At 61.2% G+C, this 16375-nt stretch carries 14 protein-coding genes; 4 read left to right on the forward strand and 10 right to left on the reverse strand.

Translation table 11 applies throughout. From position 1 onward, the window contains the following. Nucleotides 1-48: 48 nt before the first annotated feature. A complete protein-coding gene (locus tag P3C50_RS02375; RefSeq protein ID WP_275544728.1) occupies nucleotides 49-693 on the reverse strand; it encodes a TetR/AcrR family transcriptional regulator in 645 nt (214 codons plus the stop codon). A gap of 210 nt (nucleotides 694-903) precedes the next feature. Between P3C50_RS02375 and moaA the strand changes: the two genes are divergently transcribed. Then, nucleotides 904-1899 carry a GTP 3',8-cyclase MoaA gene (moaA, locus tag P3C50_RS02380; protein WP_275544729.1) on the forward strand — a complete coding sequence of 332 codons (996 nt, stop codon included), beginning with the start codon at nucleotides 904-906 and terminating at the stop codon, nucleotides 1897-1899. A 43-nt stretch (nucleotides 1900-1942) separates the two neighbouring features. Next, nucleotides 1943-2782 carry a substrate-binding periplasmic protein gene (locus P3C50_RS02385; RefSeq protein WP_275544730.1) on the forward strand — a complete coding sequence of 280 codons (840 nt, stop codon included), beginning with the start codon at nucleotides 1943-1945 and terminating at the stop codon, nucleotides 2780-2782. A 4-nt stretch (nucleotides 2783-2786) separates the two neighbouring features. On the opposite strand, the gene P3C50_RS02390 is transcribed toward P3C50_RS02385, so the two are convergent. The 7 genes from P3C50_RS02390 to puuE all read right to left on the reverse strand — a co-directional run bounded on the left by P3C50_RS02390 (nucleotide 2787) and on the right by puuE (nucleotide 10794). After that, nucleotides 2787-4253, reverse strand: coding sequence for an NCS1 family nucleobase:cation symporter-1 (locus P3C50_RS02390; protein WP_275544731.1), 1467 nt, complete (start codon nucleotides 4251-4253; stop codon nucleotides 2787-2789). A 456-nt stretch (nucleotides 4254-4709) separates the two neighbouring features. Next, nucleotides 4710-5570: an outer membrane protein OmpK gene (locus P3C50_RS02395; protein WP_275544732.1), complete on the reverse strand. Its 861-nt coding sequence runs from the start codon at nucleotides 5568-5570 to the stop codon at nucleotides 4710-4712. A gap of 83 nt (nucleotides 5571-5653) precedes the next feature. Further along, on the reverse strand, nucleotides 5654-7156 hold the full coding sequence (locus P3C50_RS02400) for a nucleobase:cation symporter-2 family protein (protein WP_275544733.1): 1503 nt from the start codon (nucleotides 7154-7156) through the stop codon (nucleotides 5654-5656). A 251-nt stretch (nucleotides 7157-7407) separates the two neighbouring features. After that, complete coding sequence (locus tag P3C50_RS02405) at nucleotides 7408-8745, reverse strand: urate hydroxylase PuuD (RefSeq protein ID WP_275544734.1); 1338 nt, start codon at nucleotides 8743-8745, stop codon at nucleotides 7408-7410. A 47-nt stretch (nucleotides 8746-8792) separates the two neighbouring features. After that, nucleotides 8793-9296, reverse strand: coding sequence for an ureidoglycolate lyase (locus P3C50_RS02410; protein WP_275544735.1), 504 nt, complete (start codon nucleotides 9294-9296; stop codon nucleotides 8793-8795). Between the two features lie 44 nt (nucleotides 9297-9340). Beyond that, nucleotides 9341-9856, reverse strand: a complete 516-nt coding sequence (gene uraD, locus P3C50_RS02415; protein WP_275544736.1) for a 2-oxo-4-hydroxy-4-carboxy-5-ureidoimidazoline decarboxylase — start codon at nucleotides 9854-9856, stop codon at nucleotides 9341-9343. 11 nt (nucleotides 9857-9867) lie between these two features. Continuing rightward, nucleotides 9868-10794: an allantoinase PuuE gene (puuE, locus tag P3C50_RS02420; RefSeq protein ID WP_275544737.1), complete on the reverse strand. Its 927-nt coding sequence runs from the start codon at nucleotides 10792-10794 to the stop codon at nucleotides 9868-9870. Between the two features lie 402 nt (nucleotides 10795-11196). On the opposite strand from puuE, the gene uraH reads away from it, so the two are divergent. After that, nucleotides 11197-11550 (forward strand): hydroxyisourate hydrolase, encoded by a 354-nt coding sequence (gene uraH / locus P3C50_RS02425; protein WP_197858249.1) that lies wholly within the window; start codon nucleotides 11197-11199, stop codon nucleotides 11548-11550. Between the two features lie 467 nt (nucleotides 11551-12017). Here uraH and P3C50_RS02430 read toward each other — a convergent pair whose 3' ends face one another. Then, nucleotides 12018-13358, reverse strand: a complete 1341-nt coding sequence (locus tag P3C50_RS02430) for an NCS2 family permease (RefSeq protein ID WP_197858250.1) — start codon at nucleotides 13356-13358, stop codon at nucleotides 12018-12020. A 589-nt stretch (nucleotides 13359-13947) separates the two neighbouring features. Here P3C50_RS02430 and P3C50_RS02435 point away from each other — a divergent pair. After that, entirely contained in the window at nucleotides 13948-14715 is a 768-nt protein-coding gene (locus P3C50_RS02435; protein WP_275544738.1) for a GntR family transcriptional regulator, read from the forward strand. Nucleotides 14716-15067: 352 nt separating this feature from the next. On the opposite strand, the gene guaD is transcribed toward P3C50_RS02435, so the two are convergent. Continuing rightward, nucleotides 15068-16372 (reverse strand): guanine deaminase, encoded by a 1305-nt coding sequence (gene guaD, locus P3C50_RS02440; protein WP_275544740.1) that lies wholly within the window; start codon nucleotides 16370-16372, stop codon nucleotides 15068-15070. Nucleotides 16373-16375: the final 3 nt, after the last annotated feature.

The following is a 16375-nucleotide window of genomic DNA, read 5'->3' on the forward strand; positions in this document are numbered from 1 at the left end:
AAGCGTCGCCGCTAAAGCGCCTCCCACTGCGCAATTGACTCGAAAGCGTCAGGCGCTGGTTACCAGTTCGGAGGCCGTCGATGGCATCGGGTTGACGTCGCAGCCCTTGAGCACCAGACGAATGATGGTCTGCGCGGCGGCTTCGTAGTCGGCGTCGTCCAGGTTGGCCTTGCCGGTGACGGTGGAAATCTGCCAGTTGAAGTCGGCGTAGGTCTGGGTCGCGGCCCAGATGCTGAACAGCAGATGATGTGGGTCGACCTTGGCCATCAGGCCCTGGTCGATCCAGCGCTGGATGCAGGCGATGTTGTGTTTGGCCTGGGCGTTGAGCTGTTCGGTCTGTTCCGGTGATAAATGCGGCGCACCGTGCATGATCTCGCTGGCGAACACCTTGGAAGCATGCGGCAGCTCGCGGGAGATGCGGATCTTCGAGCGGATGTAGGCCGTCAGGACTTCGCTCGGGTGGCCCGGCTGGTTGAAGGGGGCAGAGGCAGCCAGCAACGGTTCGATGATGCTTTCCAGGACCTCGCGGTAGAGGTTTTCCTTGGATTTGAAGTAGTAGTAGACGTTGGGCTTGGGCAGGCCTGCCTTGGCCGCGATGTCACTGGTCTTGGTGGCGGCGAAGCCCTTGTCGGCGAACTCCTCGCTGGCTGCGCGCAGGATGAGCTCTTTGTTGCGCTCGCGAATGCTGGTCATAAGGCCCTGTGTTTTCCTCTGCCGCCGAGCGGCGGTCGGGCATGGTAGCACTGGCTTTGCGCGAGGCTCAAGCCAGCAGCCACGGGCTGCGCAGCGCTTAACTGACTTGTGGGTCAAATTTTTGTGTACAGAAAATCGCTTTTCTGTTCTTATCCCGTACAGCTACCTCCATGAGCAAAGTCTCGGCGCGCGACGCTGCAGGAGACCAACGTGAATACCAGTCAGCTCGTCGATCCCTTCGGTCGACGCATCACCTACCTGCGTTTGTCGGTGACCGACCGCTGCGATTTTCGCTGCACCTACTGCATGAGCGAAGACATGCAGTTCGCACCGCGTGCGCAGATTCTCAGCCTGGAAGAGCTCTACGCCGTGGCCGACGCCTTTATCGGCCTTGGCGTACGGCGTATTCGCATCACCGGTGGCGAGCCGCTTGTGCGCAAGAACCTGCTCAGCCTGCTGCAGCGCCTGGGCGAGCGTGACGAGCTGGAGGACCTGGCGATCACCACCAATGGTTCGCAACTCGGCGAGCTGGCGCCGCAATTGCGTGCGGCCGGTGTGCGCCGGCTGAACATCAGCCTGGATTCGCTGCGGCGCGAGCGCTTCGCCGCCTTCACCCGGCGTGACAAACTCTACCAGGTGCTGGCCGGTATCGATGCGGCGCGTGCAGCCGGCTTCGACAGGATCAAGCTCAACAGCGTGGTGCAGAGCGGGCGCAACGACGACGAGGTGCTGGATCTGGTCGAGTTCGCCATCGACCGTGGCCTGGATATCGGCTTCATCGAGGAGATGCCGCTGGGCAGTGTGGTCAGCCACAGCCGCGAACAGACGTTCTGCTCCAGCGACGAGGTGCGCCAGCGCATCGAGCAGCGATACTCGCTGGTGCGCAGCAGTACGGTAACCGGCGGCCCCTCGCGCTACTGGCAGGTGGTCGGCAGCGATACGCGAGTCGGTTTTATCTCGCCGCATAGTCACAACTTCTGCGGTGACTGCAACCGCGTGCGAGTTACTGCCGAGGGCAAGCTGGTGCTCTGCCTTGGCCATGACAACGCATTGGATCTCAAGCGTCTGCTGCGCGCCCATCCGGGTGACGGCGAGCGTCTGCGCCAGGCGCTGGTCGAGGCGCTGCGCCTGAAGCCCGAGCGACACCACTTCGCCACCGACGAGCAGGTTCAGGTGGTGCGCTTCATGAGCATGACCGGCGGATAGATCCGCTTTCGGATTTCTCACAAAAACAATAAGGAGGCTCTGCATGAAGCCCGTAAGACTGTGTCTGCTATCTACCGTTTTGATGAGCGCGAATGTCCTGGCCCAGACCTATGTGGTCGGCGTCGAGGACCTGCCTTTCGCGCCGCACTACAGCGTCGATGCCGATGGGCAATACCGTGGCTTCGCGCGTGAGGTGCTGGATGCCTTCGCCGCCGATAGCGGCGTCAGCCTGACCTACAGGCCGCTGCCGGTGGATCAGCTGCTTCCGGCCCTGCAGCGCGGCGAGATCGACTTCAAGTACCCGGACAGCCCGCACTGGGCCGGCGCGCAAAAGGCGGGCATGGCGATGCATTACAGCCGGGCCGTGGTCGATTACGTCGATGGTGTGCTGGTCGCGCCGCAGCGCCAGGGCCAGGCGCTGGAAAGCATTCACCGCCTGGCGATGGTGCAGGGCTGGACGCCGCGGGGCTACGAGAATTCCATCGACAGCGGGCAGATTCAGCTGAGTTACAGCGACGATCTGCGCCAGATGATTCGCCAGGCCTTGAAGCAGGACACCGATGGCGCCTATTTCAATGTGGTGGTGGCCACGCATTATCTGGACAACGTCCGCGCGCGGCCCGGTGCGCTGGTGTTCGATCCCAGCTTGCCGCACACCCGCGGCAGTTTCCATCTGTCGAGCCAGCGTCATCCGCAACTGATCGCCCGTTTCGATCAATTTCTTGCCGAGCGCTCGGTTCAGGTCGCGGCGCTCAAGGCAAGTCATCGGGTAGAAGCCAACCTGGACAGCGACTACATAGGCTTGGAGCAGTGGAAGGTGGATTTTCTCGAGCGCCAGAAAGCCAAAGCCGGCGCACAGGCGCCGGCTTCGTCCACACGCTGACGGTTCAGGCAGCGGCGCCCGCGCGCTTCAGTGCCTGCGCCTGGCCGTGCATCAGCCCGTAGTGCAGCACCGCGCCGAGCAGGGCGCCGAGCAGCCAGGCATAGCCCGACAGCATGCTCAGGGCAGGCGCCCAGACCGAGGCCACGGAAAATACCGAGCCGATGGCAAAGGCCAGCATCGCCTTGCGGTTCCAGCCGCCATCGAAGTAGTAGGCCGAACCGACCTCGGCACTGAACAGCTGCTGCAGGTCGAGCTTGCGCCGGCGCACCAGGTAGTAATCGGCGACGATGATGCCGTACAGCGGCGCGAGCACGGCGCCCAGGGTGTCGACGAAGGCGGCGATGCCGACGCTGCTGATGAAGGCCACCCACAGCGCGCCGATGAAGAAGGCGATACCAGCAGTGATGAAGCCGCCGGTGCGGGCGCTGATGTGCGCCGGCGCCAGGTTGGCCAGGTCATAGGCTGGCGGAATGAAGTTGGCCACCAGGTTGATGCCCACGGTCGCGGCGAAGAAGGTCAGCGCGGCGATGATGGTCAGGGTCAGGTTGTCCACCCGCGCAACGATATCGGTGGGGTTGGTCAGCGTCTCGCCGAACACCACCACGGTGCCGGCGGTGATCACCAGGGCGATCAGCGAGAAGAACGCCAGGCTCACCGGCAGGCCGAGGAAGTTGCCGATGGTCATCTGCTTTTCGCTTTTGACGAAGCGGGCGAAGTCGCCGTAGTTGATCACCACCGCGGCGAAGTAGGCGACCATGGTGCCGACTACCGCGAAGAACGCGGCCACCGGGCCGGCCTTGTACTCGCCCGTGCCACTGAAGATGTTGCCCAGCTCACTGAGCAGGCTGGGGCCGGCCTTGTACCAGATCAGGCCCATCAGCGCGATCATCACCACGTAGACCAGCGGCCCGGCCCAGTTGAGGAAGCGGGTGATCCAGCTCATGCCGCAGACGAACAACGCCACCTGGAACAGGCAGACGATCACGTAGGACAGCCAGCCGATGGCGGTCAGGCCCATGTATACGGCCGGGTCCTGAGGTTGCAGCAGCGAGTTGAGCAGCAGCGCCACCGCCGTGGAGGCGAAGTAGGTCTGCACGCCGTACCAGAAGATGGCGACGATACCGCGCACCAAGGCGGGGAAGTTGGCGCCGCGTACACCCATGCTGGCGCGGGCGAACACCGGGAAGGGGATGCCGTACTTGACGCTGGGTTTGCCGGTCAGTTGCACCAGGCCCATGACGATGAAGCCGGCGAGCACGATACCCGCCAGTACCGCCCAGCCATTGAGGCCGTAGGAAATGAACAGCGTCGCCGCCAGGGTGTAGCCGAACAGGCTTTGAATGTCATTCGACCAGACGTTGAAAATCTCGAACCAGCCCCAGGTGCGTTTCTCGGGAGCCAATGGGGCGAGGTCCTCATTGTGTAGCGAGGGGTCGATGTGCTTGATGCGAAAGTCTTCGGTGTTGGACATGGACAGCTCCCAGTTTTGTTCTTGCGCCGCGGCGATCTATGAGGAGATTTGTCTGCAGGTTTCGTTCCGATCCTGTATGCGTTGCGTGACTGATTCCATGTATACAGCCACTTAAACAGTGTTTCGGTAGGAACCTGCTTGTGTTGTACACATAAAAGTCGTTGTTGAATATGGCTTTTGAAGAAATTGCACACAAAAAACTGAATTTTTGTGATCAAAAACTTGACCTTCTGGTCAGTTGTGTGCTTGCAAGATGTTGATCGAAAAGCCGGTTACGCCAGTCAAATCGTGCACCGATTCGGTGCCGGGGTTGGTGCTTGAGTGCCGGGTTGGTGCGACTTCCAGGGTACTTGTCGATCTCCCGTTAAAGAAAAAGGGGGAGGGGCGCAAGCGCCCATCCCCCTTTTACCTGGCCGCCGTCCCTACCGACGTTGGCCAAGTGCGTTGCGGCAATGGTCAGAAGTGATACTTGACCAGTGCCTGCACGGCGGTCTGGTCGAAGCGGTCGCCCGTGCCATCCACCGGTTTCACGCCATACTTGGCGCGCCACATGTTGATTTCGCTGCCCACATAGAGCTGGCGCTCCTTGCCGAACAGGGCCTTGCCCGCATCCCACTTGACCTGGATCGAGGAGCCGACCGAGGTCTGGGTGCCGGCGTCGCGCGACGGCGAGCGCCAGTCGACGAAACCGTCGACCACGAAATCCTGATCGCCCAGGCTGAAAGGGTACGCCGCGCTGACGGTCAGCTGGGTGGCGTAGCCGTTGCTGTCGGCATCCTTGAAGAAGGTGTGGTTGTTGATCTTCACCTGATACAGGTTGGTCTTGAAGTAATTGAAGCCGGGTAGTTCCCAGTCCAGACCGATGCCGTACAGGTAGTTCTCCGGCCCCGGGCCGCCTTCGCCTTTTTCATAGGTAAAGGCGGCGTAGACGTCCTTGATCGGGCCGGCAGCCAGCTTTTGCCCGGTCAGCCAGCTCAGGCTGACGCGCGGCGAGAACTCCATGTAGTAGAAGGTGTTGCGGTCGTGCTGGCGGAAGGTGCCATTGTCGAAGCTGCCGCGTGTCTGCACATTGTCGGCGCGGATGTAGTCGAGGAAGTAGAAGATGTCGCCCCAGGCCCAGCCGCTGGCGTGCTCGAAGGTGAAGGTGGTCTGGGTGCGCTGCTCTTCGCCATTGAAGTTCATGCGCTGGAAGTTCTCGCCATACAGGTACGACAGGCTGTTGTCCTGCCAGAGCAGCAGGTCGCCGGCGAGCGCCTGCTGGCCGCAGAGCAGTCCGGCAGAGAGGGCCAGGCAGTGAGGCAGATGCTTGAGTTTCATGAATTGTCCTTGTTTTTGAGGTGCAAGCAGGTGCCTCCCGGCAGCAGGCTGCCGGGAGTGGAATCGATGACGCGGTTAACGGGTCAGCTGGTGCGCGCGTCCGGGGTGAGGTCGCGGCTCAGGGTCTTGAGGTTGCCGTCGTCGACGCTATCGTCGTCCTGGCGGTTCTGCAGCACGGTGTGCAGGTGCGCCTCGGGGTCGTAGTCGTCCTCTTCCACTTCCTGCTGTTCGTCTGGCAGGAAAATGTTCAGCACAATGGCGCTGAAGGCTCCGATGGTGATCGGTGAGCCGAAGATGTTCTTCAGCACGTCCGGCATGTGCGAGAGCACCTCCGGCACGCCAGCTACGCCCAGGCCCAGGCCCAGGGAAATGGCCACGATCAGCACGTTACGGCGGTGCAGACCGGCTTCGCTGAGAATCTTGATGCCGGCCACCGCGACGGTGCCGAACATGATCAAGGTGGCGCCGCCGAGCACCGGTTTGGGCATCAGTTGCAGCACCGCGCCCACCACCGGGAACAGGCCGAGCAAAACCAGGATGCCGGCGATGTAGAAGGCCACATGACGGCTGGCCACGCCGGTGAGCTGAATCACCCCGTTGTTCTGGCTGAAGGTGGTCATCGGCAGGCTGTTGAACATGGCGGCGACCGCCGAGTTGCAGCCGTCGGCCAGTACCCCGGACTTGATCCGGCGCATGTACAGCGGGCCCTTGACCGGCTGCCTGGAGATGATCGAGTTGGCAGTCAGGTCGCCAGCGGTTTCCAGCGGAGTGATCAGGAAGATCACGGCGATGGGCACGAAGGCGATCCAGTCGAAACCGAAACCGTACTTGAACGGCTGCGGCACGCTGATCAGCGGCACATCGGCCATGTTGGCGAAATCTACACGGCCGGTGAACCAGGCAACGGCGAAGCCGAGCGTCAGTCCGATGATCACCGCGGACAGGCGCAGGACCTGCGACGAGACGCGGTTGAGCACGACGATAGTGCCCAGCACCAGGCCGCCGAGGGCGAAATGATGCAATGCGCCGAGATCCGGTGCGCCGTAGCCGCCGGCCAGGTCGGTCATGCCGACCTTGATCAGCGACAGGCCCATCAGGCAGATGATGGTGCCGGTCACCACCGGGGTGATGACCTTGCGCAGCTTGTTGATGAACTGGCTGAAGGCGATCTCGACGAAGGCGGCGCAGAAACAGATGCCGAACAGCGTGGCGAGTATTTCCTCCTCGCTGGCGCCGCGCCCTTTGACGATGAATCCGGCGCTGAGCACCACGCTGAGAAAGCCGAAGCTGGTGCCTTGCAGGCACAGCAGGCCGGAGCCGATCGGGCCGATGCGTTTGGCCTGAACGAAGGTGCCAAGGCCGGAAACGAACAAGGCCATGCTCACCAGATAGGGTACATGGGCGCCAAGGCCCAGAGCGCTACCGACGATCAGTGTGGGGGTGATGATGCCGACGAAGCTGGCCAGCACATGCTGCAGCGCCGCGAAGATGGCTGGGGCGAACGCGGGCGTGTCGTCCAGCTGGTAGATCAGGTCGCTGTTGCCGGCGGGCGCAGCGGGAGCTTGGGTGTTGCTGTCTGTGGTCATGTCGTAGCCTGCCATTTTGTTTTTATACGGTCATGGGCTTGCACGAGGCTTCACGGCACCTCTCGTCCTGCCCGATAGAAATTTGTCTATTCGGTCAGAATGTTCCCGACTATAGCAACTTGTGGACATGGTTAAAAACAATTTATTTATCGATTGTGCACAAAAAATGAACCGCCGGTCAGCTCACGCTGCCGGCGGTTCATGGGTGTAAAAAGATGCCGCGCCAGTCACGGGCGCGACATGTGTGGCAATCAGTTGATCTGCGCGCCCTCGGCGATCCAGCTGCCGATCAGGTCGCGCTCGTCCTGAGTCATTTGGGTGATATTGCCCAGCGGCATGATCTGCGTGGCCACGGTCTGGGCGTGGATCTTGGCCGCCTGCGCCTTCATCTGCTCCGGGGTATCGAGCATCAGGCCAGCCGGTGCAGCGCTGAACATCGGGCTGCTGGGGCTGGCTGAATGGCACACGGTGCAGCGCTCGTGAATCACGTTTTCGACCTTGGCGAAGTCGCTGCTGGTGGCAGGTGCCGCGCTATCGGCGGCCGCTGGCGACTCCGCGCTGGCGTCGGTCTTGGCCTGGGCGTCTTGCGTAGCGGGTTCGCTGGGCGTGGCGGGGTTGCCAGGGCGTCCCGTGGCAGGTACGGGAGCGTACTTGATCGCCGGGGCTTGAGCCGTTGCCGGTGCGCTGACCGATTTGCTGTGCGGGCTGGTGACGTAAGCCAGGCAGATCATGCCCAGGGCTGCGGCCGGCAGGGTCCAGACGTATTTGCTGCTGTCGTGGCGGGTGTTGAAGTAGTGACGCACCAGCACGGCCAGGATCGCGATGCCGGCCAGGATTGCCCAGTTGTACTGGCTGCCGTAAGTGCTCGGGAAGTGGTTGCTGATCATGATGAACAGCACCGGCAGGGTGAAGTAGTTGTTGTGGCGCGAACGCAGCAAGCCCTTGGCCGGCAGCAGCGGATCTGGCGTCGTGTTGGTTTCGATCGCCTTAACCAGTGCACGCTGGGCCGGCATGATGGTGAAAAACACGTTGCCGACCATGATGGTGCCGATGATGGCGCCGACATGGATGTAGGCCGCGCGGCCGCTGAAAATCTGGCTGAAGCCATAGGCCGCCGCGATGATCAGCACGAAGAGCACGGCGCCGAGCAGGGCGGGGCGTTTGCCCAGCGGCGAATCGCAGAGGAAGTGGTAGATCACATAGCTGACCGCCATGGAGCCGAGGCCGATGGCGATGCCCATCGCCGGAGACAGTTCGACGCCCGGCTTGACCAGGTACAGGCTGGGGTTGAGGTAATACACCACCAGCAGCAGGGCGACGCCCGACAACCAGGTGAAATAGGCCTCCCATTTGAACCAGTGCAGGTTCTCCGGCATTTTCGGCGGGGCCAGCTTGTACTTTTCCAGGTGGTAGATGCCGCCGCCGTGTATCGCCCAGAGGTCGCCCGACAGGCCGTCGCGCGGGTTGCTGCGGTTGAGGTTGTTCTCCAGCCAGACGAAATAGAAGGATGCGCCGATCCAGGCGACGCCGGTGATCATATGGATCCAGCGGATGCCCAGGTTTAGCCACTCGGTGAAATGTGCTTCCACGATTCGTACCTCTTCCCCGGGGGAGGCACGCCAGCCCCGGGCTTCTCTTATTGGTGGGGTTTGAGGAGAAGGAGCTCGTCCTCATTGAAGAAATGCTCATCGCAGTTGTTACCGGAACCACTGCGATCAACCACCAGGAAGTCATCCCGCTTTTCGATCGTCAGCACCGGGTGGTGCCAGACGCCGCGATGGTAATTGACGCCCTGCCTGCCATTGCTGAGGAAGGCACGGACGGACCCTGATACAGGTACATCGCCAAGTGGCGCGACCACGATCAGAAAGGGGTTGCCGAGCAGCGGGATGAAAGCCTGGCTGCCCAGCGGATGGCGTTCCAGCATGCGGATGGTCAGTGGCATCTCCAGTGCTTCGGCGCTGAAGATGCTGATGATGGCCTTGTCCTCCGGCTGTGCGGTCTCCACGGTGGCCAGCTTGTGATAGCGGCGGGTGGAACCGTTGTTGATCATGAAGAAGTCGCTGCCCTCGGTTTCGATCACGTCACCGAAGGGGGCGAAGGCTTCTTTGCTCAGGGGCTCGATGGTCAGGCTACGCATGGCTGTTCTACTTGTTCTGTTCGATTGTCGGGGCTGCTGCAGGCTTAAAGCTGCTGCAGGCGGAAGAGGGCGATCTTGTTGATCTCGGCCAGGGCGGTGGCGAATTCCTGCTCCGGCGTGTTGTGAATGCGCTCCTCGAAGGCGGCCAGGATCTGGTGGCGGTTGCTGCCCTTGACGGCCTTGATGAAGGGAAAGCCGAACTTGGCCTTGTAGGCGTCGTTGAGCTCGGTGAAACGGGCGAACTCCTCGGCGCTGCATTCATGGATGCCGGCACCGGACTGTTCAGCAGTGCTGGAGGCAGTCAGTTCGCCGCGTACGGCAGCTTTGCCGGCCAGATCCGGGTGGGCGTTGATCAGTGCCAACTGCGCATCGGCGCTAGCGGACAGGAGGATGTCGGCCATGCGCTGGTGCAGGGCGTCGATCTCGTCTACCGAAGCGTCCAGGCCGAGGTCGTAGGCTTTCTCGGCGACCCAGGGCGAGTGCTCGTAGATGTCGGCGAAGGCTGCGACGAACTCCTCGCGGCTCAGCTGGGACGGGGTCAGGGTTTGGAAACGGCTCATGGACGGCTCTCTCATTCGGGCGCGCGGAAGGGGTGGTTGGCGTGCCAGTGTCTGGCGATGTCGACGCGGCGGGCGCACCAGACCTTGTCATGGCTTTTCACGTAGTCGATGAAGCGCGCCAGCGAGGCCAGGCGCGCCGGGCGGCCAAGCAGGCGGCAGTGCATGCCGATCGACAGCATCTTCGGCGCGCCGGCCTGGCCTTCGGCATAGAGCACGTCGAAGGCATCCTTGAGGTATTCGAAGAAGTCGTCGCCCTTGTTGAAGCCCTGCACCTGGGTGAAGCGCATGTCATTGGTGTCGAGGGTGTAGGGAATCACCAGGTGCGGTTTGTCTGCGCTGCTGGCAGGGTCCCAGTAGGGCAGGTCGTCGTCGTAGGTATCGGAGTCATAGAGGAAACCGCCTTCCTCACGCACGATGCGTCGGGTGTTCGGGCCCAGGCGGCCGGTGTACCAGCCCAGCGGACGTTCACCGGTGAGCTCGGTGAGGATACGGATGGCTTCGAACATGTGCTCACGCTCGGTGGCTTCGTCCATGTTCTGGTAGTCGATCCAGCGGTAGCCATGGCTGCAGATCTCGTGACCGGCGTTGACCATCTGCCGAATCACCTCGGGATGGCGCTGCGCGGCCATGGCCACGGCGAAGATGGTCAGCGGGATGTCGTGCTTCCTGAACAGATCGAGCAGGCGCCACACGCCGGCGCGGCTGCCGTATTCGTAGAGCGACTCCATGCACAGGTTGCGCTGGCCCTGCAGTGGCTGCGCGGCGACCATCTCGGAGAGGAAAGCCTCGGATTCCTTGTCGCCATGCAGAATGTTGCGCTCGCCGCCTTCCTCGTAATTGAGCACGAAGGACAGGGCGATACGAGCGTCGCCCGGCCATTGCGGATGGGGTGGTTTTGCGCCGTAGCCGATCAGGTCGCGTGGGTAATCAGCATTCACTGCAGTCTTCCTATCTGGAGCGTTGCGGTCACTGCGTGCCGGATAATCGACGGCTACGCGACCGGGATGAGTAATTGTATACAAAGTTAATTGCTGTTTGTAAATCGACTTTTCATCATTTTCTTCGCTGTGCGTGGCCATAGAGAAATTGACCGGATGGCCAGCAATGCGCGCGGGTTGTGCCGTGATTACTAGCTGGGGATGGGGTGAATAGTGAACCGCTTTGGTGCGTTTCGGGTATGGCTACTGGATTTATTGTGTACAATTTTTGATTAAAGTGTTTTATATTCTGACTGCGTGCTATCCTGCCATCGCGTCGGTGCACTGCGACGAGCCGATTTCAACAAAGTAGAGGAGGTGTGATGTTCGCCGGGCGCTGGTCGCCACGAGCATCCGAGACCCATGGGACGATTGACTACACACGTACTGGATGCCGCACATGGCTGCCCAGGCAGTGACATCAAGGTCGAGCTGTACCGCGTCGAAGGCGCGCAGCTGGAACTGATCAACACCGTTACCACCAACCACGATGGCCGTTGCGATGCACCGGTGCTGCAGGGCGATGATTACCGCACGGGCGTCTATCAACTGCACTTCCATGCCGGCGACTACTACCGCGCCCGTGGCGTGAAACTGCCTGAGCCTGCCTTTCTCGATGTGGTCGTGCTGCGCTTCGGCATCGATGCCGGTCAGGAGCATTACCACGTGCCGCTGCTGATTTCTCCCTACAGCTACTCCACCTACCGCGGTAGCTGATGATTGGCGGGCCGTCCGCCAGACGAATGCTTGTCACCCTCAGACTCGTTTGAGTCCTTACGCCCGCTCACACTGCGGGCTTTTTTTTGCGCGAATGTTTTTGCCAAGGCTAAGACCTGTCCGATGTTGTTGTGTGGTCAGGTGACGCCCAGGGGGCGGAGCGTGCTTGCGGGCACCAAGTTGGGTGAACTCCATGGCGCTGCGTGCGGCCCCTACCGATGCACGTTGACCTAGTTCCAATACAAATTTGGGACTGATAGCTGTCAGTCAACAGAAATGCTGCGGCTACTTTTACAGGGGCGCTGCGTTTTTGCCGGATCGGGCTGCTGCTACCAAAGATCTTCGCGGACAAGTCCGCTCCCACAAAAGCACTGTTTGTGTTCTGTGGGAGCGGACTTGTCCGCGAAGCTTTTGTTCTGAATGACTGCTACGGCGATGAGCTTTTGATCATCGCCTCGAGCTTGTCGTCAGAGGAAGGCGAACTTGGCGATGAAGATGACGCACAGCACGTACAGGCTCAGCGATACCTTGTCGCGCTGGCCGGTGAGCAGCTTGAGCGTGGCGTAGGTGAGAAAGCCCAGGGCGATGCCGTTGGCGATGGAGAAGGTCAGCGGCATCATCACCACTGTGACGATGGCCGGAATGGTGTCGGTGTGATCCTTCCAGTCGATGTGCGCCATGCCGCTCATCATCAGCATCGCCACGTAGATCAGCGCGCCCGCGGTGGCATAGGCGGGAATCATGCCGGCCAGTGGCGCAAAGAACATCGCGGCGAGGAACAGCAGGCCGACGGTGATGGCGGTCAGGCCGGTGCGGCCCCCGGCGGCGACGCCCGAAGCGCTCTCGACGTAACTGGTCACCGGCGGGCAGCCAACCATCGCGCCCACGACGCTGGAGGTGGAGTCGGCTTTCAGTGCCTTGGAGAGATTGTGGATCTTGCCGTCTTCGTCTACCAGGTTGGCGCGATGCGCCACACCCATCAGGGTGCCGGCGGTGTCGAACATGTTCACGAACAGGAAGGCCAGGATCACGCTGATCATCGCCACATTGAACGCGCCGGCGATGTCCATCGCCAGGAAGGTCGGCGCCAGGCTCGGCGGCATCGACACCAGACCGCCATATTCCACCAGGCCCAGGGCCCAGCCGATGGCGGTCACGCCGAGCATGCTGAACAGGATCGCGCCAAACACGTTGCGATGACTGAGCACGGCGATCAGCAGGAAGCACACGGCTGCGAGCAGCGCCGTCGGATTGCCGAACGAGCCCATGGTCAGCAGGGTCGCCGGGCTGTCGACGACGATGCCGGCGGTCTTCAGGCCGATGAGGCCGAGAAACAGGCCGACCCCGGCGCCCATGGCGAAGCGCAGGCTCATCGGGATGCTGTTGAGCAGCCATTCGCGAATCTTCGACAAGCTCATGATCATGAACAGCACACCGGAGATGAACACTGCGCCCAATGCGATCTGCCAGCTGTAGCCCATCTCGCCGACGACCGTGTAGGTGAAGAAGGCATTCAGCCCCATGCCCGGCGCCAGACCGACCGGCCAGTTGGCGTACAGGCCCATCAGGAAGCAGCCAAGGGCTGCGCCGATGCAGGTGGCGACGAAGGCGGCGCCATGGTCGATGCCGGCGCCGGCCATGATGTTGGGGTTGACGAAAATGATGTAGGCCATGGTGACGAAGGTCGTCAGGCCCGCCAGCAGTTCGGTCTTTATGGTGGTGCGGTGCTCGGTCAGTTTGAAGAAGCGGTCGAGCAGGCCACCCCTTGCCAGTTGATTCGCGTGTTGTTCTTGTTTGACGCTTTCCACAGCGGGTACTCCTCATCTCTCTTGTTGTGTACCGCCCAGAGCGTTGCGCAAGAACAATGCTCTCTGAGGCAGGCGGTGTCTTTGGTGGTGCTTCCTGGCTAAGTTGTTGACCGAGCGGTCAAGAAGTCACTCAGGCGCGATTATGATGTTGTATACAAAAAATGCAATTAATGTTTTTAATGTTGCATTAATCGCACCAGTCGTACGGTCTGGCCCGGATGCGCACGGATTAGGCGACAATCATTCTGGAATCTGCTTTAAATTCTTTAAAAACAATAAGATAGATGGGTTGCGGGTTTGACGCTTTTACTCGCGTACGCATCGATCCATCGGATAAGGAAACCCTTAGCTGCTAACGAACTGACAACGCAGCTATATATAAGGAAAGAATTTGATCTTCGGCACTCACCCTGGTCAGCGAGCGGCCGATAGCAGCTATGACGTCATACAACGCATGGTGTAGTGGCGGATTGACTTGTGTACAATTGCCTCCATTCTTTTCTGATGTTTTTTCGCTCGGTGCTTGTCAGCTACCGGGTAGAACACAGTAGAGTCGCACTGTCGCCGACTCTCATTGACGCGAGCCAGAATGAACGATCAATTGCAGCCTCTGAAGAAGCAGCCGCGCGCGGGTAAAAGCAGCCGCAGCGGGACTCAGGACGATGTCGTATATGCCCACATTTTCGATGCGATTCTTGAGCAACGCCTGGCGCCCGGCACCAAGCTGAGCGAAGAGGCGCTGGGTGAGATCTTCGGCGTCAGCCGCACCATCATTCGTCGCGCCTTGTCGCGCCTGGCCCATGAGGGCGTGGTGCTGCTGCGGCCGAATCGCGGTGCGGTGGTGGCCAGCCCTAGCGTTGAAGAGGCCCGGCAGATTTTCTATGCACGTCGTCTGGTCGAGCGTGCCATCACCGAGCTGGCCGTCGAGCACGCCACCGCTGAACAGCTCGCTGAGCTACGGCAGATGGTCAAGGACGAACAGGACAGCTTCTCCCGTGGAGATCGTGGTGCGGGTATCCGTCTGTCCGGCGAGTTCCACCTGAAACTGGCCGAAGCCGCACGTAATGCGCCGCTGGTCAGCTTCCAGCGCAGCCTGGTGTCGCAGACTTCGCTGATCATTGCCCAGTACGAAAGCGGCAGCCGTTCGCATTGCTCCTACGACGAACACAATCAGCTGATCGACGCCATCGAGGCGCGCGATACCGAGCGTGCTGTGCACCTGATGATGCATCACATGGACCATATCGACAGCAAGCTGAACCTGGACGAGGAAAGCGCCTCGGACGACCTGCACGCGGTGTTCTCGCATCTGTTGCAGACGAAGAAGAAGCCCGGCCGCAACGCTGCCAATCGCTGATTCGCCACTCTGAAATGAAAGCCCCGATGTTCGCGCATCGGGGTTTTTTCGTTGTGGAGACGATGTAGCTGAGGCGAGGCGCATTTGTAGGAGCGAATTCATTCGCGATGCTGTCGAGCATGGCTTACAGCCTGATCGCGGATAAATCCGCTCCTACGAGAGCGGTAAGGCCCTCGCCTCGGTGATCCGTGCTGAGTTGATCGCCGGCAAGCCGGCTTCTACGCGATCGTGCCTCTTGGTGAAAGTCCCGCTCAAATCTGTAGGAGCGAATTTATTCGCGATGCTGCCGAGCATGGCTTACAGCCTGATCGCGGATAAATCCGCTCCTACAAGGGTGCGCAGATCATCGGCCTCAGCTGCGCTGGTGCACCGAGACGCCGGCGGCGAAGGTCTCTTTCACGGCGCGGTCGTCGCCGAGCATGGTCAGGGCGAACAGGCGTTCTTCCAGGCTCCTGGCCTGCTGCATGCGGTAGCTGATCAGCGGCGTGGCGTTGTAGTCGAGCACCAGGAAGTCGGCGTCCTTGCCGGGCAGGAAGTTGCCCAGCTTGTCGTCCAAATACAGCGCATTGGCGCCGCCCAGGGTGGCCAGGTACAGCGACTTGAACGGGTCGAGCTTCTTGCCCTGCAGCTGCATCACCTTGTACGCCTCGTTCAGCGATTGCAGCTGGCTGAAGCTGGTGCCGGCGCCGACGTCGGTACCCAGGCCGACGCGCACGCCATGAGCTTCGAGCTTGTTCAAGTCGAACAGGCCACTGCCGAGGAACAGGTTGGACGTCGGGCAGAAGGCCACGGCCGAGCCGGTTTCGGCGAGGCGCCTGCACTCGTCGTCGCACAGGTGCACGCCATGGGCGAATACTGCGCGCGGGCCGATCAGCTTGTGGTGGTCGTAAACGTCGAGGTAGCCCTTGCGCTCGGGGAACAGTTCCTTGACCCATTCGATTTCTTTGCGGTTCTCGGACAGGTGGGTGTGCATGTACAGGTCCGGGTACTCGCCCAGCAGCTTGCCGGCCAGCTCCAGTTGCTCCGGCGTACTGGTCGGGGCGAAGCGCGGGGTGACGGCATAGTGCAGGCGGCCCTTGCCGTGCCAGCGCTCGATCAGGGCCTTGCTCTCGGAGTAGCCGGTTTCGGCTGTGTCGGTCAGGTAGTCCGGGGCGTTGCGATCCATCAGCACCTTGCCGGCGATCATGCGCACGTTGAGCTTGTCGGCCTGCTCGAAGAAAGCATCCACCGACTGCGGGTGCACGCTGCCGAACACCAGGGCGGTGGTGGTGCCGTTGCGCAGCAGTTCCTTGAGGAAGATCGCCGCCACGTCGCTGGCATGCGCCTTGTCTTCGAACTGCCGCTCGGTAGGGAAGGTGTAGGTGTTGAGCCAGTCCAGCAGTTGCTCGCCGTAGGAGGCGATCATGCCGGTCTGCGGGTAGTGGATGTGGGTGTCGATAAAGCCGGGGGTGATCAGTGCGTCGCAGTAGTGCTGGATCTCGATGCCGGCCAGCTTCGGCAGCAGCTCGGCAGCCGCGCCGACCTGGGCGACTTTGCCGTTTTCGATCAGCAGGATGCCGTCCTCGAAATATTCATAGGACTGCTCGACACCGACCACGGTCGGGTCGGCGAGGCTGTGCAGGATGGCGGCGCGGTAGGCTTTGCGGGTGTTGCTCATTGT

The sequence above is a fragment of the Pseudomonas sp. Marseille-Q0931 genome, assembly GCF_940789645.1.
Classification (GTDB): domain Bacteria; phylum Pseudomonadota; class Gammaproteobacteria; order Pseudomonadales; family Pseudomonadaceae; genus Aquipseudomonas.

Excerpts from the sequence above, each read along its gene's own strand:
- P3C50_RS02375 (WP_275544728.1), bottom strand. The coding sequence starts at position 693 with ATGACCAGCATTCGCGAGCGCAACAAAGAGCTCATCCTGCGCGCAGCC.
- P3C50_RS02385 (WP_275544730.1), top strand. The coding sequence starts at position 1,943 with ATGAAGCCCGTAAGACTGTGTCTGCTATCTACCGTTTTGATGAGCGCG.
- P3C50_RS02390 (WP_275544731.1), bottom strand. The coding sequence starts at position 4,253 with ATGTCCAACACCGAAGACTTTCGCATCAAGCACATCGACCCCTCGCTA.
- P3C50_RS02395 (WP_275544732.1), bottom strand. The coding sequence starts at position 5,570 with ATGAAACTCAAGCATCTGCCTCACTGCCTGGCCCTCTCTGCCGGACTG.
- P3C50_RS02400 (WP_275544733.1), bottom strand. The coding sequence starts at position 7,156 with ATGACCACAGACAGCAACACCCAAGCTCCCGCTGCGCCCGCCGGCAAC.
- P3C50_RS02410 (WP_275544735.1), bottom strand. The coding sequence starts at position 9,296 with ATGCGTAGCCTGACCATCGAGCCCCTGAGCAAAGAAGCCTTCGCCCCC.
- uraD (WP_275544736.1), bottom strand. The coding sequence starts at position 9,856 with ATGAGCCGTTTCCAAACCCTGACCCCGTCCCAGCTGAGCCGCGAGGAG.
- uraH (WP_197858249.1), top strand. The coding sequence starts at position 11,197 with ATGGGACGATTGACTACACACGTACTGGATGCCGCACATGGCTGCCCA.
- P3C50_RS02435 (WP_275544738.1), top strand. The coding sequence starts at position 13,948 with ATGAACGATCAATTGCAGCCTCTGAAGAAGCAGCCGCGCGCGGGTAAA.
- guaD (WP_275544740.1), bottom strand. The coding sequence starts at position 16,372 with ATGAGCAACACCCGCAAAGCCTACCGCGCCGCCATCCTGCACAGCCTC.